Source organism: Pseudomonas sp. GD03858, from assembly GCF_029840925.1.
Lineage (GTDB): Bacteria > Pseudomonadota > Gammaproteobacteria > Pseudomonadales > Pseudomonadaceae > Aquipseudomonas.
In genome coordinates, this window is the sequence record NZ_JAOCDM010000001.1 from 157107 (window position 1) to 178975 (window position 21869).

Genomic DNA, 21869 nt, shown 5'->3' on the forward strand with positions numbered 1-21869 from the left:
GCTATCAGCCGCGACGGGTGACGGTCAGGGCCACGGCGGCAATGCGCTCGACCTGCTCGTAACCGGGTTCAAGCAATTGCTCACCGAATACGTCGGGGTCCAGCTCGCGATAGAACCAACTGAACGCAGGCCCTGCCAGGCGCAACCGCATGGCTTCGAGCAGCGCGTCGCGCCCGTCGACGATGGCGACACCGGTGTAGAGCAGCAACGTGCCCCCGGGCGACAGGCGCTCCCGGGCTTGCTCGACGATGCGCAGCGACAGCTCAGCACCCAGTGCGCCGCCGCCGTGGCGGTAGGCGCGCTGTCCGGCGTCGAGCATGTACGGCGGGTTGGCGACGATCAGGTCGAAGGTACCTGCGATGTCATTGAGCAGGTCACTGCGCTCGACCGAAACATTGGCCACACCGGCCAAGGCGGCATTGATGGCGGTGTAGCGCAATGCCATAGGGTTGATGTCCACTGCGCAAACCTGAGCGTGTTGGGTGGCGCGAGCAATCAGCAACGCCCCGACACCGCTGCCACAGCCGATGTCTACGGCATGCTGCACGCGCTCGGGCGTGCTTCTCAAATGATCGTGTATCAGCTGGGCGAAACGGTAGCTGTCCGGGCCAAAGAACACCGCGTCGCGGCTGTCCGTTGGCCAGGCAGCATGTACCAGCAACAGATCGTCCAGGCTGGACCAGCGCACAGTACTGCGCCACAGCGCCCCCTGTGTTTCCAGCACGCCGGCAAGGCGCAGTTGCTCCAGTGCATCAGGGCTGAGCAGTGACGCGGCAAACGGTCTACTCCAGCCGAACACATCACGCAAGGTACGCGCCTGCTGCGCATCGGCCCGGGCATTGACCCTGGCTTGGGTCGCAGGGGTTACGCAGGTGAAATGATAGCCGTCGGCGCGCAAGCGGTTACCCAATTGCAGCAAGGCCTCATCGGCACGGATCTGGTCCTGGTCGAGCAGCATCAGTAAAGCCCTCCGTGCATCAGGCCGGTGGCCTTGATGAACGCGCGGGTGGCGTGCAGGCCCGCCGGGGTAGCATGCCGATTGCCGGCCATTGCTTCGATCAGTGCAGCCATGTCCGCAGTCTGCGGCGAAAGGGGCGTTTCATCTGCCAACTGCAAGGCGTGCTCCCACTGCCCTGGCGGCACCCGACGCGTTCCGGCGCCTTGCCAGTTTCCAGCGATCCAGTCATACCAGAGCTGCTTTTCATAGGCATCGAACACACCGAACATAGCCGCTGTCGGCCCCTCGATCAGCGACCAGAAGCGGCTCTGTCGGGGATCGGTGTCACGCTTGATCCAACCTTGGGCCTGCAGTGCATCCAGAAACCCGGGCATCGCGCCGGGTTCAGCAAGCCATTGGTTGATGGTGCGTCCTTGCAGACGACAGCGGTCCGAATGCATGCACTGCCCGTAGCTGCGCTTGCGTTCCAGCGCGCCGAGCAATTCGGCCTGCAGATCGAACGAGGCGATCAACGACGGCGTGTTGATCCCCAGGTCATTCAGCCGATAGCCGTGCCGTACCCGCTCGTAGAACGCGGCCCCCTGATCGCGCGCCAGCTCGGTGACGCTCTGCGCGGCGCGTCGCGCATGACCACTGGCGGCATTGTCGATGGTCACATGGAGCTGGAAGTAATAGGCGTCGATACCCAACTCGGCCAGCTCATGCGTGGTAATCAGCAGGTGCAAGGGCGGTTGCTCGTAACCCAGGTTGTAACCGATCACTTCCGGCAGGAACCGCTGGCAGTGCTGCCCTAAAGCTAGTTGCAGCGCGCCCTGCAGGTAGCGAACGGGGTCAAGCGGGCCTTCCTGCAGGCAACCAAGCCGACTGAGCAAGCGCTGGTAGATCAACACATGATTGCAGCGCGGGTCACCGTCCCCGAGCTCTTCGAGAAAGGTGCGGATCAGCCCATGGAAGCGCGGGTCCTGCCAGTGCCACAAGGCCCCGTGCAGCCATGCGCCATCGACCGCCTTGGTCGGCGCGACCTGCTGCAGGAACCACAAGGCATGGGCACGGTTGGCAAAATAACGACGTGCCCCGCCCTGACGCCGTTGTGCCAGATAGGCCGCATGCTCTTTTGCCACACGGCGTGCATGGGCATCGGCCCATTCCAGGAGTAGCCCAGGATCATCTGGCAGGTCATCGTCAAGCACAAGGGTATTGCGCAGTTGCTCATCCAGCCAAGCCTCGGCGGTCGGCTCTCGCCCCTCAAGCAGCGCGCGATAGCGATGCTCCAGCCCTAAATCAGCCTTGTGAATCCTTGTACCTGCCGGTGTCATCGCCACCATGCCCTGTACCTCGCTCATGGGTTCTGCGGTTTGCTCTCAGCTGGAGGGGCGGTTGCGGGGTCACTGGGTTGCTGCATCTGAAGCGACGGTTTACTCGGGTCGGCATCCTTCGCTGGATGGTCGTTATCGCGGTCGAAGCAACCTCCGAGCAGCGTGAAGCTGGCAGTCAACAACAGCGTGGTGAACAGGTTGCTTTTCATGTCGAGCTCTCGCTTTGTTTGAAGACTTATACCAACGAGTCCAACGCGCCCCCCTGAATTCGTTCTGATTACGACATAGCGGATGAGCGGTGCCCGGAAACGCAGAGTGCTCTGCCACGGCCGCCCTGTATTCAAGAAAAACTAAACCTTCACCCACACCTGCGGTTCAACCGAGTGCGACATTGAGGTCGCGCCAACAGAACGAAGGAGTGAGACATGAACACACCATTCTTGAAAATCGCCGGAGTTACCCTGTTGCTTGGCCTGGCGTCGCTGCAGGTGCAGGCAGCGTCTTCGGACGATTTCGTCGATGCGGCCACTGAAGCCGGTATCGCCGAAGTGGTCACCGCCAACCTGGCGCAGGAAAAGAGCCAGAGCGCAGATATCAAGCAATTCGCCCAGCAAATGGTCACAGACCATACCAAAGCCAATCAGGAACTCGGTGATATCGCGCGCAAGCTGGACATCAGCGTGCCCGACGAAGCCGCGCTGACCGACAAGGTCAAAAAAATGATCCTCGAATGGCGCGAGGAGTCGTTCGACCGGTCATACGTCAATAACCAGGTCGACGCGCACGAAAAGGCCGTGGAACTGTTCAAAAAAGAGGCCGCCTCCTCCGACAAGCCAGAGCTGAAGGCCTTCGCCAGCGACAAGTTGCCAACGCTGCAACACCATCTGGAACAGGCCAAGGCGCTGCAAGCGACCCACGGCAAGTAACCCACACGTCACCGCGCAATCGCCAGGGCCGCCCTGCGGCCCTGCCTCGAGCCATCTGGAGGTGGGCTCCCCATGAATGATCGAATCATCGAACTGTTCACCGACACCACATTCTTCGGCATTTCCATCCTCAACCTGCTGGTAGCGCTGTGCGTTGCCGTGCTGACGTTCGCGATTGCCAGAGCTGTCATCGGCCTGTTGATGCGCCGGGTGCAGCGCTGGTCCGAACATGACGGGGCAATGAGTCAGGTGCTGGCCAAGGTACTGGCCGGCACCAGCAATAGCCTGCTGCTGCTCGCTTCGCTGCTGGTGGGTCTGAGCATGCTGGACCTGCCCGAGCGCTGGTTGGGCCGGGTCAGTAGCTTGTGGTTCGTGGTCGCTGCCCTGCAGATCGGCCTCTGGGTCAATCGCGCCATCGCGCTGGGCCTGACCCGCTACTTCAGCCGGCACAGCGCCGACGGCCTTTACCAAGGCAGTGCGCTGGCCACGCTTTCGGCCTGGGGCGCGCGCGTGCTGTTGTGGTCGGTGGTGTTGCTGGCCATGCTGTCCAATCTGGGCGTCAATATCACCGCCTTCGTGGCCAGCCTGGGTGTGGGCGGTATTGCCGTCGCCCTGGCCGTGCAGAACATTCTGGGTGACCTGTTTGCCTCATTGTCGATTGCCGTCGATAAACCCTTCGAAGTCGGCGACTTCATCGTCATCGGCCCACTGGCCGGCACGGTGGAGCACGTGGGGCTGAAGACTACACGCATCCGCAGCCTGGGCGGTGAGCAGATCGTCATGGCCAATGCCAGCATGATCAGCAGCACGATCCAGAACTACAAGCGCTTGCAGGAACGACGCATCGTGTTCGAGTTCGGCTTGTCGTACGACACGCCCACCGAGGCGGTAAAACAGGCGCCCTCCATCGTCGAAGAGGCGATCAAGGCCCAGCAGCAGGTGCGTTTCGACCGCGCTCATTTGCGCGGCTTTGGCAAAGAAGCGCTGGAGTTCGAATGCGTCTATATCGTGAGAGACCCGGGCTACAACCTCTACATGGATATTCAACAGGCCATCAACTTTCACCTGCTCGAACGCTTTACCCGAATCGGCGCCAAATTTGCCGTGCCAGTGCGTGCCATCAAGGTTACGGCGATGCCGCCCCCCCTCGTTCAGTCTCAAGCACTGTGACGGCGCGTCGCACTTTGGTCCGTGCGAGCAGTCTTACCTGTATCTCCGCTCGTCCATTGAAGGCTGTCGAGCCTATAATCGCTGCCACTGCTCACTTTCGGTTCGCACAAGGCTCGTGCCCATGAAATCGTCCAGCAAGCCCACGCTCGCCTCGCCGCAAAACCCTGCGCTAAGCCCCAGCCATCTGGACTTTCCAGTGGTGGGTATCGGTGCATCGGCCGGCGGGCTGGAGGCGGTCCAGGCGTTTTTCCAGCACGCCCCCGAAAACTGCGGCATGGCGTTCGTTGTGGTGTTGCACTTGTCGCCGGACCACCAGAGCCAGGCCGACCGCTTGATCCAGCGCGTCACGCGCATGCCGGTGTGCCAGGTAAGCGAGCCGGTACCGATCGAGCGTGATCACGTCTATGTCATTTCGCCGGCCAACCGCCTGTCCACCAATGACGGCTACCTGCGGGTCAGCCCGGCCAGGCGCAGCCGCGGCGACCACGTCGCCATCGACCTGTTCTTCCGCGACCTTGCTGATGTGCACAAGGACCATGCGTTCTGCGTGATCCTTTCGGGCAGCGGCAGCGATGGCGCAGTGGGCCTGTCGCGCATCAAGGAACAAGGTGGCGTGACCCTTGTGCAGTCGCCCGATGACGCCCAGTACCCTGACATGCCCAAGGCCGCCATCGCCACCGGCATGGTCGACCTGATCCTTACGGTGGCCGAGATTCCGGGCAAGCTGGTGGAACTGTGGCGCTCGGCTCAGAAGGTCAAACTGCCGGAAATCGAGGATGACAGCCTCCCGCCGCCGCTAGGCGAACGCTCAGGCGACCCAGCCCAATCCGACCCGCTCCTCGACGATATCCTCGCCCGGCTGCATGCCAGCACCGGCCACGATTTCCAGCACTACAAGCGCGCGACGGTGCTGCGCCGGCTTGAACGTCGCCTGCACGTCACCGCGCAGACCGACCTTGCCGGTTACCGCGACTACCTCGAGCGGCATCCTGAGGAGTCTCGCGCCCTGTTGGCGGACATGCTGATCGGGGTCACCAACTTCTTTCGCGACCGGGACGCCTTCGAAGCGTTGCAACAACAGGCGATGCCGGGGCTGGCCAACGACGACAGCGAGGATCCGCAGCGCGAAATACGCATCTGGTCGGCGGGTTGTTCATCCGGCGAGGAAGCCTACAGCCTGGCGATGATGGCAACCGAACAATTGGCGATGGAGCAGCGCAGTGCCAAGGTGCAGGTGTTCGCCACCGACCTCGACGAGCGCGCGATCAATGTCGGTCGGCTGGGCGTCTATCCCGATGCCATCGCCACCGATGTGCCCACGGCCAGGCTGCGTCAGTTCTTCATCAAAGAGGACCAGCATTACCGGGTTCGCAAGGACATCCGCGAAAAAGTCCTGTTCGCCCGCCACAACCTGTTGTCCGATCCACCGTTCTCTCAGGTGGACCTGGTGGTATGCCGTAACTTGCTCATCTACCTGGACCGGGAAGTGCAACGGGAAATCCTGCGGCTGTTCCACTTCGCCCTGCGCAAAGGAGGTTACCTGTTCCTGGGCAGTTCGGAATCAGCGGACGTGGCGGCCGACCTGTTCATTGCCGTGGACAAGCGCCATCGCATCTTCCGCGCCAGGGAAGTGGAGCCGGCGCGCCGCCCGGGGCGGCTTCAGGCGCCCGACACGCAAGCAGTACGCGCCAAACCCAAGCCCCTGCGCAAGCTGTCCTATGCTGAAATCCATCACCGGGCGTTGTCCAGGCGCACACCGCCCAGCCTGATCGTCGATGGCGATGGCAACATCTTGCACATGAGTGATGGTGTCGGCCGCTTCCTGCGCCACGCCGGTGGCGAAGTCAGCCCCAGCCTGCTGAACCTGGTACTCACGCCGCTGCGCCCTGCCCTGCGCAGTACCCTGTTGCAAGCTCAGAACACCGGCCAGCCGATCAGCTCGGGCGCAGTGATCACCACCGTCGACGATCAGCGCGTCGAAGTCCAGGTCCAGGTACAGCCCCACCAGGACGAACCCAGTGGCAGCGAATGCCTATTGGTGGTTTTCCAGGTTCGCGACGCTGATCCCCACAATCCGCCTGCTATTCAGCAAACCGAAGGCATGGTGTTGAGCACCCTGGAGCGCGAACTGCAGCGTACCCGTCAGCAGTTGCAGGAAACCATCGAGCAGTCGGACATCTCCAGCCAGGAGCTGATGGCCTCCAACGAAGAAATGCAGGCGATCAACGAAGAGTTGCGCCTGGCCAGCGAAGAGCTGGAAACCAGCAAGGAAGAGCTGCAATCCATCAACGAAGAATTGCTGACGGTCAACTACGAGCTCAAGACCAAGGTCGATGAAACCGACAAGATCAACGACTACCTGAGCAACCTGATCGCCTCCACCCAGATCGCCACCGTGTTTGTCGACCGCAACTTGCACATTCGCTGGTTCACCCCTGGGGCCACCGCCATTTTCAGCATACTGCCGGTCGACACCGGCCGCTCGCTGCTGGACATCACCCATCGCCTGGAGTACCCAGGCCTGGCGGACGATGCGCGTGCGGTGATCGAGCGCGAAACCACGATCGAGCGTGAAGTGATTGGGCAGGACCAGCATTGGTACCTGGCGCGCCTTCTGCCTTATCGGGCCAGCGAGCAGAATGTCGATGGCACCGTGCTGACGTTCATTGATATCACCAAAAGCCGCGCAGCCGAAGAACGCTTGCGCCAAGGGGAGGAGCGCATGCGCCTGGTCGCTGAGAGCACCCATGACTTCGCCATCATCCTGCTTGACGAACAGGGCCTGATCATCGATTGGAACACGGGCGCTGCGTTGATCTTCGGCTACGCCAAGGATGAAGTGATTGGCCAGCACTATGCGCTGATCTTCACCGATCAGGACCGCGAAGATGGCGAACCAGAACGTGAACTGCGTGCCGCGCGCCTGCATGGCCGCGGCCAGGACGAACGCTGGCATGTGCGCAAGGACGGCAGCCGCTTCTACTGCAGTGGTGAAGTTTCACGCCTCAAGGGCAGCAGCCTGCGCGGTTACGTGAAGATTGCCCGTGACCTGACCGGCCACAAGCGCTTGCAGGACGAACAAAGCAAGCGCCTGGCCGAGTCACAAAGCTCCAGCCACATGAAGGACGAGTTCTTCGCGGTGATGTCCCACGAGCTCAAGCACCCGTTGAACCTGATTCAGCTCAATGCCGATATCTTGCGACGTATACCATCGGTCACAAGTACCGGCATGGCGAGCAAAGCGGTCAACGTCATTCGCGAAGCGGTCACCAGCCAGGCGCGGATCATCGATGACTTGCTCGATGTAGCGCGCATCCGCACGGGCAAACTCAAACTGAAGACCCAGCCAGTCGATTTTTGCGCCGTGCTGCAGGGTATCTGCTCCGTAGCCTGCAACGAGCAGCGAGGGCGCAAAGTTCGGCTGACGCTGCCGGCCGATGGCGAACCGGTCTATGTGGAGGCCGACAGCACCCGTGTCGAGCAGATCATCTGGAACCTGCTGAACAACGCACTGAAGTTCAGCCCTGCCGATGGCGAGATTCTGTTGAGACTTGCTCGCCAGGATGAGCAGGCACGCCTTGAAGTCATTGATCAGGGCATAGGCCTCGCCAAAAACTCCCTGGAAGATATTTTTGAGCTGTTCAACCAGGCTGCACCCACCGGCCATGGGCGAGAGGGGCTAGGTATTGGCCTTTCCCTGGTTCGTCAATTGGTCGAAGCCCATGGCGGCGCGGTCAGCGTAGAGTCTCCCGGAATAGGCCAGGGTTGTACGTTCATCATCACCCTGCCTTTGTGCGCGTACGCCCAGCAACCCCAAGTGCAGGGCGAAGTGCTGCCCTCAGAAGGTCGGCTGAAAGGGGTTCGTATCCTGTTGGTGGATGACTCGGTCGATGTGCTGGAAGTGATGGAACAATTGCTGTTGATGGAAGATGCCGACGTCGATGCCTACAGCGACCCGACACTGGCGCTGCAGTCGGCGGCAGATGCGCGTTACGACGTGATCATTTCCGACATCGGCATGCCTGGCATGGATGGCCATGCACTGATCCGGGCGCTGCGCGGCCTGGAGCATCTACGCTACATCCCGGCCATCGCGTTGACTGGCTATGGGGCAAGCGCCGACCAATACAAGTCTCGCCAGTCCGGGTTCGACCGTCACCTGAACAAGCCGGTGGGTTATGACGACCTGATCGACGCGATCGAGCGCCTGAATGGTTCAGCGTCGGTCTGAACAAGGGCAGGCAGGCTCTGTGGGGGCGACCCACGCCCCTCAGTGCTTCCTGCCCTCCTCCTTCTGTTTTTCTTCGTCCTGCCCTTCGAGCTTGTCCACCAGCAAGGGCATCGTGCCCAGCACCAACAGCGCCAGCACCGTGCTGACCAGCGCCGTGGCTTCGCGTCCCATCCCCGCTGCAGTACCGATGGCTGCCGTCATCCATAGCCCCGCCGCTGTGGTCAGGCCTTTGACATGACTGGTGTCCTGGCCATTGCCTTTGAGAATGGTGCCCGCGCCCAGAAAGCCGATACCGGCGACGATACCCTGAATCACCCGGCTGAGCGCCTGCGCATCGGCACCTGCCATGCTCGGTGCCAGCACGAACAGCGCCGCACCCAGCGAAACCAGCATGTGCGTGCGCACCCCAGCAGATTTGCCCTTGTGCTCGCGCTCGAAGCCCAGTACCGCGCCCAGTACGGCAGCCATCACGAGGCGTACAAGAATCCGCACGACCTCACGCACATCGCCGATATCGGCGAATTCGGCCTGGATTGTTTGCCAGATCAGATCCATGGATGGGGTCCGGGCCGTTTACACGTTCGGCTTCTGCTGGCGCGTACGCGGATAGGCGTTTTCATGATCTCGATGGGCATGGCCGGGTCTTCCGGAGGCAGTTACAGTGTGTGACTGCGAGCACTGCACGTTTGCTGCATCGAACGCTCAAGTGGTCGCCTCTGCAATTGACGATCAGCATCAAGTTTTCGCCGTAGATGTTCTCGGCGCGTGCTGTGCTGTCGTTAAGGCATTCAGACCCAATTGACGGCCATCCGCAGCCGCTTCAGTCGACTCCATGTCCCACCACTGGTCGCAAATAGCGAACGGCTGGTTATGCTGACCACTCTCCTATTCTGAGCGCCGCAGAACACGTCCAGGCTGTCGTAGCTTAGTGTCCTATTCCGTCGCTCGCTGTCCCGCCCGTTTCTCGTACGAGCCTTGCTGAATGCTCGCGGGATATCGCGCGGTTAAAAAACGTCAGATGACGCCGACATTCCCGCCGTCGTCGCTCGAGCAGCCTTGAACCAATAGTCGAGAGGCTCTACTGCCTGTGGCCTCTGGCCAGGAGCGTACTATGAACTTCGAAGAACGCGACAAGTACGGTATGTACAAGGGACGGACCGATTTCACTGCCGAGGGAGACCGCGGCCCGGGGCCGCGGCTGATGGGCGCGGATACCCTCATCGGCAACGACGTGTATAACACGCAAAACGAAGACTTGGGTGACATCAAGGAAATCATGCTGGACACCGCCAGCGGCAAGGTTGCCTACGCTGTACTGTCGTTTGGCGGTTTCCTGGGGATGGGTGAAAAGCTGTTCGCCGTACCGTGGGCTGCTTTGCGCCTGGATACGGTGAACAAGCGCTTCGTCCTTGATGCCGACAAGGACCGCCTGAAGAACGCCCCAGGCTTCGATAAGGACAACTGGCCAAACATGAGCGATCCGACTTGGGGCAGAGGTATCCACGACTACTACGGCACCACGTGGGAAAGCGATCCCCGGCTGTGATGGGCCCTGCTTGGCTGGGCTCCCGGCCAAGCCTATCCTGAGCAAGAGGGTCGTGACAGGCGGCTTTGGGTCGATAGCAGCCCTTCGCGAGTGGCCGCTGACGACCCATAGCGGTCGACCGCCGAGACAAAGAGGTTGGCTCCAGCAGCTTGCGAATACCGAAGAGGAACTGGTCAACGCGACTAGATGCTGTTCAGCACGCTCAATAAATACCGTTGCATTTGGCTAGATCTGGATTAATGTAGAGATAGATACGTTTTATGTTGAGTCTTCTACATGATCTATTGGTCGCTATTGATCCTTGGGCTGCCGACGGCCAACGCCACCGAGCGTATGCGCGCCTGGAGAACCCTGAAGGCCTCTGGTGCAGCTGTGCTGCGGGATGGTGTGTACCTGTTGCCGGAAAAGAGCGCGGGCCGCGAAACGTTCAAAGCAGTGGAGCGAGATGTGCTGGCCATCAACGGCACAGCATTTCTGCTATCGCTGCCTGAACGCGAGGAGCGCTTCAGCGGGCTATTTGACAGACGCGATGAGTACGCCAAGCTCATGGAGGAAATTGCAGGCTGCCGAGCTGACCTGTCCCCGGATGATGCGCTGCAGACAGCCCGGCAGGTACGCAAGCTCAGGAAGGCCTTCGGCCAGTTGGCGGCGATCGACTTCTTCCCAGGCGTGCTCAAGAACCAAGCCGACTCGGCCCTGCAGGAGCTTGAGACCGCGATTAGCCGTGCACTGTCCGCCGATGAGCCGAGTGCACATGATGAGGCCATCAACCAGCTGGAGCGCAGCGAATACCAAGGTCGCCGATGGGCAACGCGAAAACGCCCCTGGGTGGATCGGTTGGCCTGTGCCTGGCTAATCCGTCGCTTCATCGATGCCGACGCCGAATTCATTTGGTTGGACAGTCCCAGCGACTGCCCAAGCGATGCACTCGGCTTTGATTTTGATGGGGCCAGGTTCAGCCACGTCGGCCAGCGGGTTTCATTCGAAAATCTCATTGAGAGCTTTGCCGTTCAGCAGCGAGGTCTGACACGCCTGGCAGACGTCATCCACTACCTGGATGTAGGGGGCAACCAGCCTTCCGAAGCACCAGGTATCGAGCGTGTCCTCGCCGGCTTGAGAGAGAGCATTGGTGATGACGATCAACTGACAATGGTCGCCGGAGGCATCTTCGATGGCCTGCTGACGGCTTTCGCAAGTGAGGAAGCCCAAAATGGTTGATACCACCTCCGCGGTGAGCGAGCAGCCACCATCGCAAGCAACTCAGCAACCGATCGGCCTCTATGAAGCCTTCCTGTTCTGGCTCAAGTTGGGATTCATCAGCTTTGGCGGGCCCGCCGGGCAAATCTCGATCATGCATCAGGAACTGGTTGAGCGCCGGCGGTGGATTAGTGAGAAGCGATTTCTGCACGCGCTGAACTACTGCATGTTGCTGCCTGGTCCTGAAGCTCAGCAGCTCGCGACGTACATCGGCTGGCTCATGCACCGCACCTGGGGCGGGGTGATTGCTGGCGCATTATTCGTGCTGCCTTCGCTGTTCATCCTGATCGGTTTGTCCTGGGTCTACGTCGCCTTTGGCGAGGTACCGGTAGTCGCGGGGATCTTTTATGGCATCAAGCCAGCGGTCACGGCCATTGTCGTCCATGCCGCCCACCGGATTGGCTCGCGAGCCCTGAAGAATGGCTGGCTGTGGACCATGGCTGGTGCTTCGTTCGTGGCCATCTTCGCCCTCAACGTGCCGTTCCCGCTGATCGTGCTGGTGGTTGCCATCATCGGCTATGTGGGTGGGCGCTTTGCCCCAGGCAAGTTCGTGATCGGTGGCAGTCATGGAGCCGCAAAGAGCAACTATGGCCCGGCACTGATTGATGACGACACTCCGGCCCCTGAGCATGCCCGCTTCAGTTGGGGTCACTTATTGCGCTTGCTGCTGGTCGGTGCTGCGCTCTGGGTCCTGCCCATGGGGCTGCTGACGCTGTCGTTTGGCTGGGGAGCAACCCTGACGCAGATGGGCTGGTTCTTCACCAAGGCCGCACTGCTGACCTTTGGTGGTGCTTACGCGGTGCTGCCCTATGTCTACCAGGGCGCGGTCGGGCACTACGGCTGGCTGACGCCGACCCAAATGATCGATGGCCTCGCCTTGGGGGAAACCACGCCCGGACCACTGATCATGGTGGTCGCCTTCGTCGGCTTCGTGGGGGGGTATGTGCATCCGATGTTCGGTGTGGAACACCCATTCCTTGCCGGCGCAGTCGCGGCGAGCCTCGTCACCTGGTTCACCTTCCTGCCGTCGTTCATCTTCATCCTTGCTGGCGGCCCCGTGGTGGAGTCAACTCACAACGAGATGAAATTCACCGCACCGCTGACAGGCATCACCGCCGCTGTGGTGGGGGTAATTCTGAACCTCGCCATGTTCTTCGGCTACCACGTGCTCTGGCCAAAAGGCTTCAGTGGGACGTTTGATTGGCCTTCAGCGGTGATCGCGGTTGCTGCAGCAGTTGCCATGTTCCGCTTCAAGCGCGGTGTGATACAGGTGCTGTTTGTCTGCGCACTGGCCGGCTTGGCAGTTCACATGTTGCGTGTATGAAACCAGATGATATGCCCGACAGTTCAGCACTTTGGGTCGGTCGCGGCTTCTTCTAACGACGTCCACAGGCCGCGCCTATGTGCTTTATCACGTTGGAGATAAGCTGCCGCTCACCAGTGTCCGCTTTGGGTCGATAGCGGTCATTCGCGACGTGGCAGATCCCTAATAACGGACCGTGTTCTGTGCTCAAATGCCAAGATGTCCGCCTAATGTCTCACCGCTCTGGGTCGATAGCAGCCGTGTGAAAAAATTTCCATACGGACGCGGCACTGTCCTGCTTTCGACCACACCGCCATGGAGTTACACTGAAATCCAAGCTGCACCATCTCGACAGCTGTCAGAAATCGCCATTCTCGATCGTGCATCCTGCTGGGGGTATCGCGGGTATTTTTGGGGGTACATTTCTGCTTTTTGGAGCCAGAAATGCCGTTCCAGAGGCCTTTCCAAATGTTCTTTGGCGACCCTGAGAGTCTTTGATATTCCAGTAGTTCCGCTAGGGCCATGGCCCATCCCAGGCACCACTCCGGGACCGGCCTGCTTGACAGACTTGCGTCACAAAGCATCCATCTCAGCAATATCGCGTGCCACCTGATCCGCAGAGTGGTCGAACATCACCTGTTCCTACGTATCCAGCGGCAACTCAATCACCCGCGTCCCCCCTACACAGGGCACTCCCATGGCGATGCCTGTTCGCCCGTACTCACCCGTCGGCAAGATGTGGTTTCGTCCGTTGCCGATAGCCTCCACCATCTGCGCGATTGCGACACCCGGCATCACAGGCGCTGCCCAGCTTCTTCAAGCCCAGAATCTCGCCACCGCCCTGGCGTGTGCGCTCCACACCTTTCTCGATCAGCTCATTGGACAGGAAGTGAGACAGAGGTATCGACCCAGCGCATGAGCGGCACCCTGCTGTCGCCATGTCCTCCCAGGACCAGCGCCGAGATATCCCAGGCAGAAAAACCTGTCTGTTCGGCGATAAAACACTTCATCCGCGCCGTATCCAGCACTCCTGCCTGCCCGAACACCTTCTTGCGTTCCAGCCCACTCCGACACCAAGCCTGGCAGGTCGGCACGTCAACCGGATTCGCCACCACCAACACTGTCGCCGCCGGAGCGTGACGTTTGATGTCCTGCATGATGCCATCGAGGATGGGCAGAACGCACAAGTGGACAGGTAGACATTAGAGGATCACATCTATTCCAGACGAAAGCATAAGCTGGAGTTCTAATACCCTCCCTCCAAAGGCTAGTTTCAATTAAGACAGACACCGTCCAAGCGATGGATTGCGATTGTTAACCAAAGCCGAACAATGTCTTAACTGTCTAAGCATTTTACCCAAGACGCCACGGGGTGAAAATCCAATCACACCTTTTAAAAGTATCACCCCCTCCAACGAGTGATGCCTCCAAGGGTGACATTTAACAGGAGACCCGAAATGAAAACCTTAATTGTACTTGCCGTTCTTGGATTCGCCAGCCAGACTTTTGCCGCACAAAGCTCAAACGAAATTAACAATGCTGTCTCTAGCGAAGCACAGGCATACACATACGATATGAAACTGGATATCGACAGCGTGATTTCGACCTCGAGCGAGAGCGCTAACTGTGGCGTCGTACCGGCCCGCATGACCTTCATGGACCATAACGGTCACGCGCACACCATCGAGTACCACAAGAGTTCCGACTCGTGCCAGGGTGAAAATGGTTGATGGGTGCTCCGAGGCGAGCCTAATGCTCGCCTCGCCCTTGTAGGATCAGTTCATCGGCAGTCAACCGTTCAGGCAGATATTTTTTCAAGTAATCAATCCAGGTTCTGACCTTGGCATCCAGAAAATGTCGAGACGGGTAGATTGCTGTGATACTTCGCTGATTAGCGCGTACATGAGGCAACAGGCAAACCAAATCACCATTCGTTATTGCCGCTGCTGCCACGTAGCTGGGAATCAAACAAATACCCATGTTCTCCTTGGCGGCCTGAGCGAGTGCGTCTGCCACATTTACAGAAAACTGCTGGCGGACCGGCAGCAACTCCCCAATATCAACTCCCTCTATCTCCCATCCCATCGGAAAGGCAGGGTCGCGCAACCCTAAACACCTGTGTCCGATTAGATCTTTAAGTGATGTTGGCGCCCCATGCTCCTCAATATAACCACGTCCGGCACACAGCACACTGTAGGTCGAGCCCAGCGTCTGCGCGATAAAGCCTGAGTCGGCCACTCGGCTATCGGCAGAGATGACCAGGTCGTAGCCTTCAGCAATCATGTCCGGTGCCAGCTGAGAGAGGTTCAATTCAAAATCGACATTCGGATGTAAACCCGAGTATTGGGCGATCAAGGGGATAACATGATAATGACCGATGCCGTTAGGCGAGTGCACACGCAACTTCCCGAACGCTTGCAGATGAGCACCAGCCGCCTCGAGCTCTGCAATTTTCATTTCTTCGATAATGCTGCGACATCTCTCCAGGTAACGCTGCCCTGCCTCGGTCAGGGCCAGTTTCCTGGTGGTTCTGTTTATCAGCCGTGCCTGTAGGTGGCTTTCGAGATCGGAGATGCTTCGCGAGACATGCGGAGTCGAAAAACCCAAGGACTCAGCCGCAGCGGTGAAACTGCCATGTTCTATAACTCGAACGAAAATCTGCATCGCATGGAAGATCTCCACGGCATATTCCCTCATGTAGCATCCAGGGGGCAGGCGAAGCCCGCTCGGGCTTCACCCTCAGCCTGGCTGCGCATCAGCCCAGCCTGGTCAGAAGCTTAGCGGCTCACAGACCTGCGCAGGCGTGGCCGCCATCGACGATGACTTCCGCTCCCGTCATGCCCTTCCCCGCATCGGACGCCAGCAACAGCAGCGCACCATCCAGATCGCCGCTGACACAGAACCTGCGACTGGGAATACGTGCGCGCAAGCGTTCACCCGCTTCGCTGGCCAGGAACTGCTGATTGATCTCGGTAGCGATGTAACCCGGCGCGAGGGCGTTGACGCGCACACCGTGACGGGACAGTTCCAAGGCCATGGAGCGGGTCAGATGGCTGAGCCCGGCCTTGGCCGCGCAATACGGCCCGACCCCTCCGCCGACACGGCTGGCCAGGATCGACGTCACATTGATCAGGCTGCCGCTGCGCCCCGCCGCGATCATGCGCCTGGCACACTCCTGCGCCACGATCCAGGCGCCCTTGAGGTTGGTGTCGACGATGCCGTCCCAATCCTGGTCGTCATAGTCCAGCACCCGCTTGGTATCGCTGACCCCGGCATTGTTGACGAGCACATCCAAACCGCCGAAGTCCGCCTCCACGGCGTCGAGGCAGGCGATGACGGACTGGCGGGAAGTCACGTCCAACGCATAGGCCCTGGCCTCATGCCCTTCGAACGCCAGGTCGCTGACCAGGTCATCCAGGCGCTCCACCCGCCGAGCCGCAACCGCGACGCGCGCGCCCGCCGCGGCAAGGGTCTTGGCAAAGTGCAGCCCCAGCCCGCTCGAAGCCCCCGTCACGAGCACGCGCTTGCCGGTCAGGTCGAAAAGCCGTGTGATGAAATCAGTCACAGCGCACCCCCTTCGACCCGCGACAGGATCTTGCGTGCCAGGCTCATGCGATGAACCTCGTTAGGGCCGTCGTAGATCCTGAAACCTCGGGCGTCACGGAAGATTCGGTCGACGATCGCCTCGCTGGTGACGCCTTGCCCGCCAAGCACCTGCACGCTGCGGTCGATGACGCGCCAGATCCCTTCCGAGCTGATGACCTTGGCCATGCTCGACTCGAAATTGCCACGTTCGCCCTGGTCCAGCACCCAGGCGCAATGCCAGATCGCCAGGCGCGTGGTGTGCAGGTCCATCTCGTTGTCGGCGAGCATGAAACCGACCCCTTGATGCTCACCCAGGCGCTTGCCGAAGGATTCGCGTTTGCCGGCATAGCTGCAGGCCACCTCGTGCGCGCGACGCGCCTGCCCCAGCCAGCGCATGCAATGCGTCAGGCGGGCCGGCGCCAGGCGCACCTGGGCATAACGGAAGCCCTTGCCGACCTCGCCGAGCACATGGCTCGCGGGAACGCGAAGGTTCTCGAAACGCAGCACGCAATGGCCGCCCGTGAAGCAGGTGTCCAGCGAGTCCATCATGCGCTCGAGGATGAACCCCGGCGCGTCGGTATCAGTCAGGAACATGGTGGCGTTACCGTCTTCGGTGCGCGCCATGATGATCGCGAAGCTCGCGCCTTCGGCGCCGGTGATCAACCACTTGCGGCCGTTGATCAGGTAATCGTCGCCATCGCGTACCGCAGTGGTCATCAGCATCGAGGGGTCCGAACCCGCGCCCGGAGAGGGTTCGGTCATGGCGAAGCAGGAACGGATCAGCCCTTGCACCAGCGGGCGCAACCAGCGGTCCTTCTGCGCCTCGGTGGCGACCACTTCCATCAGGTGGATGTTGCCTTCGTCCGGGGCGTGGATGTTCATTGCCGTCGGCCCCAACGGGGAGTAGGCCGCTTCTTCGAAGATGATGGCCTTGGCGATATGGGTCAGGCCCAGTCCGCCCATTTGCGTCGACGCATGCGGTGTCAGCAGGCCGTGAGCGCGCGCCTTGGCCACCAGTTCATCACGCAGCTCGGCGGTGGGGCCGTGGGACGTCTGGCGAGGGTCGCCCTCCAGCGGGACGATCTCATTGGCGATGAATTCGCGGACACGCGCCTGGAGCGCAAGCAGATCAGCAGAGAGTGCAAAGTTCATGTCGAATACCTTGGCAAGTGGCGAGTCAGGCACGCAGCCCGCTCGGTTGAATGGCGCGGTACAGACTCTCCAGAACGGTGTCGTGAAGGCCTGCCTTGTGCGGGTCGTAGGGGGTGAAGTTGAGGGCGCGCAGGCTGGCGCCGTAGCGTTGCCTGCCGTGGCTGTCGACATCGAGGACGTTCAGGCAGGCGTAGTCCTGCTCGAACGCGGCGATGCCTGGCAGGCCTATGCCGGTGGCCCAGGCAAGAAGCACGCGGTTGACGGCATCGTGGCTGACGACCAGCGCGCACTGCCACGAATCATCCTCAAGCAACTCGAGGAAGGTACCCAGCACACGCTGGCTGAAGTCGGACCAACGTTCGCCGCCCAGGAAGCTCGCCCCAGGCTCGGCCGCGCCGGAATAGGCGCCGATGACCGCTTCACGCAAGCCGGGCGCTGGAATTTCGCGCAGGCGCCCGGCGCGAATCTCCCGCAGCTCCGTGCGCGTTTCGATCGGCGCCGCGCGGTCGCCTAGCAGCAGGCTCAACGTCTCTTGCGCCCGTGGGTAGTCGGAAACCAGCACCCGGTCGAAGTGCGTCCCTTGCAGCACTGCGCCGAGCGCGGTGGCTTGCTCCACGCCCTTGGGCGAGAGGCTCACGCTACGCGGATCCAGCGGCCGCCCCTGAGCGTCGAAGTACTCGACGTGCCCATGCCGAACCAGGTAGCAACGCCGCCGGCGTGCCGGGGCTTCGTGGTCAATGGCCATCGCGCAGTACCTTCGGGTTGCTGATGGCCAACCGCGCCTGGGTGATCCGCTGCAAGGCGTCCAGCATCTGCAACTGCGCATTGTCCGCTTCATCGAAAACACCTTTGCGGATGAAGCTGGCCAACAGGCTGCGCGCATGCGCAGGCGTTATCTCGGCCAGGCCATGGCGGGCCATGATCTGCGCCAGCGCGTTCGCCTCGATGCTGGCCAACGCCGGCCCCTGCTCGAGTTCTCGTTCGACGATGGCCATGGCCCGGGCGATCATCCTGCATTCGTAAAGGCGCGCCCCCTTGAGTTCGGGGAGCACCTCGTCGATCAGCACGGACCTGGCGGTGCTCAGCAGGTCGATGGTGGCGAGGGTATTGGTGTTCATGGACGCGCTCCGCTAAGCCGAAGAATTTCATGTTCGAGTTCCGCGACCAGATAGCCGGTGAGGGCCAGCTCCAGGGACGGTTGCTGGCCACTGGCATGGCGCTGCGCCTGTTGCAGCGCGACCACCGCCCAGCGCAGATGCGCCAGCAGCTGCCAGAAACGCAGGTCCTCTGCGCCGATGCGGTACCCGCCTACCGCCGCGTAGCCATCCAGGAATGCGCTCAGCTCGCCGATGCCGCCGGCCTCCCGCTCGGGCCTGGCGAAACGCCAACAACGGGCGGTGAACCAGCCGATGTCTTCGCGGGGGTCACCCCAGCCCGCGAACTCCCAGTCGAGGATGCCGCTGAGCCGGCCTTCGTCGACCATGTAATTGCCGGTCCGATAGTCGCGGTGCAACAGTCGTGGCGATTCGCACGCAGGTTTGTGCAGCTCGCACCAGCGCAGCCCCCATTCGATCACCGGGTGCTTCTCGGGCAGTGCGTCCAGATACTCCCGATATTGATCGATGCTCGCCTGTACCGGGTCTTTGGCTGGTGGCGGCAGGAATGCCAGGCCGGCATGGTCTGGCGTGATGCGATGAAGTTGCGCAAGATTCCTCCCCAGCGCGCGACACAGCTCGGCGCGCGAGGGGTCCAAGGCGGGGTCAGTGGTCAGGCGATGCCCGTTGGCGATACCTTCGAGCTTGCGCATGATGAAAAAGTCGCGGCCAATCACCGACGGATCGCGACACAGCCAGAGTGGCTCCGGCACCGCCACCCCGGCACCGTGCACGGCCGACAGGACGGCGAACTCCTGGGGCCTGCTCATGCTCACCGCCACGGAAGATGCCGCATCGGTGCGCAGGACCCAGCTGTCGCTGGACAGCCGTTCACCATCGCGCAACGTGCCGCTCAGTAGCCAATTCTCCTGAATCGCGCCGCCGGAAAGCCTTTGGCAATGGTTCAGCGCTACTTCGTCCATGCCTAGCTGGTGCCGCAGATACTCGCCGAGGGCGGGTAGCGCATCGGGAATACTGATCCGCTCGAAGCTGGATCCTGTGGGGTGAGTGCTGTACATCGCGTCTTCAAACTCGCTCGGAAGGGTACGTATTCCCCTCAGCAAGAGCCGCGCCAGCTTTTTAAAAACTCTATTTAGTCGTTATTTATCAATTAGTTGATGCTGAAATTGAGGATTTACCGTGGCTATCGGCACCAACCGCCATTGCAGATCTGAAACAACGGTTTCACTATGGAAAAAAACGGAAGCCGGCCATGCATAACGAAGACTACCTGCCCAGAGTGGTTGCGCTGATCACTCACCTGCGCCTGCCAGACGGCCTCAGCCGGATGGCCCGGATCGTCGAACAGGTGATTCCGGACTACTACGGCCGCGCCCGCATAGAGATCGTCGAAACCACTGTAAGCAAGTTGCTCGACGCCGGTCACGCCCTGGAGGCCAGGGAGGATGTCGATGTGATCATCTGCTCGGGCGCGACCTCCGAATACCTGAGGCGGCACATTTCGACCGCGATCCTGTCGATTCGCATGGGCGAATACGACCTCATCCGTGCGCTCGACCTTGCCCGGGCGCGGACCACCAAGGTCGGCATCGTCAGCTTCCAGCAGGCGCACCCCGAGCTTCAGGCCATGTCGTCGTTGTTCACCGTCGATATCCGCCAGGTCACCTACAGCAGCTACGAGGGCGCTCGCCAACAGGTCCACCGCTTGGTCGATGACGGTTATCGCGTGGTGGTGGGCTCGTCCACCGCGGTGGAAATCGCCGAGGCGGCTGGCGCCCAGGGGATTCTGGCACTCAATGCCGACACGGTGCGGCGCGCGCTGGAGGACGCCCTGGCGATTTGCCGAAGCCGCCAGCAAAGCCTGGTGCAGCAGCAACGCCTCAATGCGGTGTTGCGCAATCTGTCCGATGGCGTGATCGCCGTGGATGCCGAAGGCACCGTTCAATCGCTGAACCCACGCATGGCGACCCTGCTGGATATCTCCGGCGATTGGGCGCGTGGACGGCCGCTCAATGAAGTCGTACCCGGCCTCGACTTCGGCAATGTCCATTTCAGCGATGACGCAGAGGAAAGCCGTATCCTCAAGATAGGTGGCCGAACACTAGTAGTTAACGTCACACCCATCATTGAAAACGGACGTCCCGATGGCCTGGTGATCACCTGCCAGGAGACGAACGCGATTCAGCGAGCGGAACGGCGCATTCGCAGCCAGGTCAAGCCACGGCAGTTCACCGCCCGCTATCGCTTCGAACAGATGCTGGGCGAGGCACCGGGCTTTCGCGTCATGCTGGACCTCGCCCAACGCTATGCCAACGCCGACGCCACCGTGCTCGTGCATGGTGAGAGTGGCACAGGCAAGGAACTGCTGGCGCAAAGCATGCACAACGCCAGCCCCCGCCAGGCCGGGCCTTTCGTCGCCATCAACTGCGCCGCCTTTCCCGAGTCATTGCTGGAAAGCGAACTCTTCGGCCATGAAGAAGGCGCCTTCACCGGATCGCGCAAGGGCGGCAAGGCCGGCCTGATCGAAAACGCCCACACCGGCACGCTGTTCCTCGATGAAATCGGCGACATGCCGGTGACGCTGCAGACTCGGCTATTGCGGGTTTTGCAGGAGCGGGAAGTATTGCGCCTGGGGGCAGCCGAACCCACCCCCGTCGACATTCGCGTCATTGCCGCCACCCATCGCGATCTGCGTGCACGGGTGCGCGAAGGCGAGTTCCGCGAGGACCTCTACTACCGGCTGAACATCTTGCGCCTGGCCATCCCGCCTCTGCGCGAACGCCCAGAAGACATACCGATGCTCGCCCAATCGCTGCTGGCCAGGCTATCGCCGCGTACGCCAACCAGCGCGGCCGCCCACGCCCTGCTCGATCGGCTTATGCCTTACCTTCAACGGCACGGCTGGCCTGGCAATATTCGCGAGCTGGAGAACATCGTCGAGCGAGCGGTGTTGTCGGCCAATGTACTCCAGGACAGCAACGCCACCCTGGCGCTGCAAACGCTGTTCGGCGAGCTGTTCGAAGCATCCCCTGCCCTGTCGCCCGAAGCGCTCGGGGCGCACCCGGCCCAGGACTTGCGCAGCCTCAGTCGCGCGCAGGAAAGCGCCCGGGTCAGCGAAATGGTGGCCCTGTGCGCGGGTGACATGGACGAGGCAGCCAGGCGCCTGGGCATCAGCCGCACCACACTATGGAGACGCTTGCGTTCGACGACCGCTGGCTAGCCGTAACCTCGTTTCAACTCTGAATTCGATTTCAGCAATGAAATGCAAAGCGACCTGCGCGCTCCACCGCCATTACTGGACCGCGGCTGT

At 61.1% G+C, this 21869-nt stretch carries 18 protein-coding genes and 1 pseudogene; 8 read left to right on the forward strand and 11 right to left on the reverse strand.

The annotated features are described in order from the left end of the window. Positions 1-4: 4 nt before the first annotated feature. From N5D48_RS00790 to N5D48_RS00800, 3 genes are read right to left on the reverse strand one after another with little or no spacing between them, the layout of a single operon-like run. Positions 5-958: a class I SAM-dependent methyltransferase gene (locus tag N5D48_RS00790; protein WP_279880012.1), complete on the reverse strand. Its 954-nt coding sequence runs from the start codon at positions 956-958 to the stop codon at positions 5-7. Beyond that, positions 958-2283 carry an iron-containing redox enzyme family protein gene (locus N5D48_RS00795; RefSeq protein ID WP_279880144.1) on the reverse strand — a complete coding sequence of 442 codons (1326 nt, stop codon included), beginning with the start codon at positions 2281-2283 and terminating at the stop codon, positions 958-960. The genes N5D48_RS00790 and N5D48_RS00795 overlap by 1 nt, the downstream gene beginning before the upstream one ends. A 14-nt stretch (positions 2284-2297) precedes the next feature. Next, positions 2298-2483 (reverse strand): hypothetical protein, encoded by a 186-nt coding sequence (locus N5D48_RS00800; protein ID WP_110741338.1) that lies wholly within the window; start codon positions 2481-2483, stop codon positions 2298-2300. 216 nt (positions 2484-2699) lie between these two features. Between N5D48_RS00800 and N5D48_RS00805 the strand changes: the two genes are divergently transcribed. The 3 genes from N5D48_RS00805 (at position 2700) to N5D48_RS00815 (ending at position 8601) form a co-directional block, all read left to right on the forward strand. Continuing rightward, entirely contained in the window at positions 2700-3200 is a 501-nt protein-coding gene (locus tag N5D48_RS00805; protein WP_279880019.1) for a DUF4142 domain-containing protein, read from the forward strand. A gap of 72 nt (positions 3201-3272) precedes the next feature. Next, entirely contained in the window at positions 3273-4370 is a 1098-nt protein-coding gene (locus N5D48_RS00810) for a mechanosensitive ion channel family protein (protein WP_279880021.1), read from the forward strand. A 121-nt stretch (positions 4371-4491) separates the two neighbouring features. Further along, positions 4492-8601, forward strand: a complete 4110-nt coding sequence (locus N5D48_RS00815) for a CheR family methyltransferase (protein ID WP_279880024.1) — start codon at positions 4492-4494, stop codon at positions 8599-8601. Between the two features lie 39 nt (positions 8602-8640). Here N5D48_RS00815 and N5D48_RS00820 read toward each other — a convergent pair whose 3' ends face one another. Continuing rightward, the gene (locus tag N5D48_RS00820) at positions 8641-9156 is read right to left on the reverse strand and encodes an MgtC/SapB family protein (RefSeq protein ID WP_279880026.1); all 516 of its coding nucleotides are present in this window, start codon (positions 9154-9156) and stop codon (positions 8641-8643) included. Between the two features lie 556 nt (positions 9157-9712). Here N5D48_RS00820 and N5D48_RS00825 point away from each other — a divergent pair. From N5D48_RS00825 to chrA, 3 genes are all read left to right on the forward strand, one after another. Next, positions 9713-10147 carry a PRC-barrel domain-containing protein gene (locus tag N5D48_RS00825; protein WP_014861612.1) on the forward strand — a complete coding sequence of 145 codons (435 nt, stop codon included), beginning with the start codon at positions 9713-9715 and terminating at the stop codon, positions 10145-10147. 276 nt (positions 10148-10423) lie between these two features. Continuing rightward, a complete protein-coding gene (locus N5D48_RS00830; RefSeq protein ID WP_279880030.1) occupies positions 10424-11365 on the forward strand; it encodes a chromate resistance protein ChrB domain-containing protein in 942 nt (313 codons plus the stop codon). Next, on the forward strand, positions 11358-12728 hold the full coding sequence (chrA, locus tag N5D48_RS00835; RefSeq protein ID WP_279880032.1) for a chromate efflux transporter: 1371 nt from the start codon (positions 11358-11360) through the stop codon (positions 12726-12728). Before N5D48_RS00830 ends, chrA begins: the two co-directional genes overlap by 8 nt. Positions 12729-13280: 552 nt before the next feature. On the opposite strand, the pseudogene N5D48_RS00840 reads toward chrA, so the two are convergent. Continuing rightward, positions 13281-13885 (reverse strand): annotated as a pseudogene (locus N5D48_RS00840) (malate dehydrogenase); the annotation flags it as partial. A 279-nt stretch (positions 13886-14164) separates the two neighbouring features. On the opposite strand from N5D48_RS00840, the gene N5D48_RS00845 reads away from it, so the two are divergent. Beyond that, on the forward strand, positions 14165-14437 hold the full coding sequence (locus N5D48_RS00845) for a DUF2790 domain-containing protein (RefSeq protein ID WP_279880035.1): 273 nt from the start codon (positions 14165-14167) through the stop codon (positions 14435-14437). A gap of 19 nt (positions 14438-14456) precedes the next feature. Here the strand turns inward: N5D48_RS00845 and N5D48_RS00850 are convergent, their stop codons facing one another. The 6 genes from N5D48_RS00850 to N5D48_RS00875 form a co-directional block, all read right to left on the reverse strand. After that, entirely contained in the window at positions 14457-15404 is a 948-nt protein-coding gene (locus N5D48_RS00850) for a LysR family transcriptional regulator (RefSeq protein ID WP_279880037.1), read from the reverse strand. 88 nt (positions 15405-15492) lie between these two features. Continuing rightward, positions 15493-16272, reverse strand: coding sequence for an SDR family oxidoreductase (locus N5D48_RS00855; RefSeq protein WP_279880039.1), 780 nt, complete (start codon positions 16270-16272; stop codon positions 15493-15495). Beyond that, positions 16269-17444: an acyl-CoA dehydrogenase family protein gene (locus tag N5D48_RS00860; protein WP_279880041.1), complete on the reverse strand. Its 1176-nt coding sequence runs from the start codon at positions 17442-17444 to the stop codon at positions 16269-16271. Before N5D48_RS00860 ends, N5D48_RS00855 begins: the two co-directional genes overlap by 4 nt. A 25-nt stretch (positions 17445-17469) precedes the next feature. Next, entirely contained in the window at positions 17470-18189 is a 720-nt protein-coding gene (locus tag N5D48_RS00865) for a histidine phosphatase family protein (protein WP_279880043.1), read from the reverse strand. Further along, a complete protein-coding gene (locus N5D48_RS00870) occupies positions 18179-18562 on the reverse strand; it encodes a DUF6285 domain-containing protein (protein WP_279880045.1) in 384 nt (127 codons plus the stop codon). Before N5D48_RS00870 ends, N5D48_RS00865 begins: the two co-directional genes overlap by 11 nt. After that, a complete protein-coding gene (locus tag N5D48_RS00875) occupies positions 18559-19617 on the reverse strand; it encodes a phosphotransferase family protein (RefSeq protein ID WP_279880047.1) in 1059 nt (352 codons plus the stop codon). The genes N5D48_RS00870 and N5D48_RS00875 overlap by 4 nt, the downstream gene beginning before the upstream one ends. 194 nt (positions 19618-19811) lie before the next feature. Between N5D48_RS00875 and prpR the strand changes: the two genes are divergently transcribed. After that, positions 19812-21779, forward strand: coding sequence for a propionate catabolism operon regulatory protein PrpR (gene prpR / locus N5D48_RS00880; protein ID WP_279880050.1), 1968 nt, complete (start codon positions 19812-19814; stop codon positions 21777-21779). Positions 21780-21869: the final 90 nt, after the last annotated feature.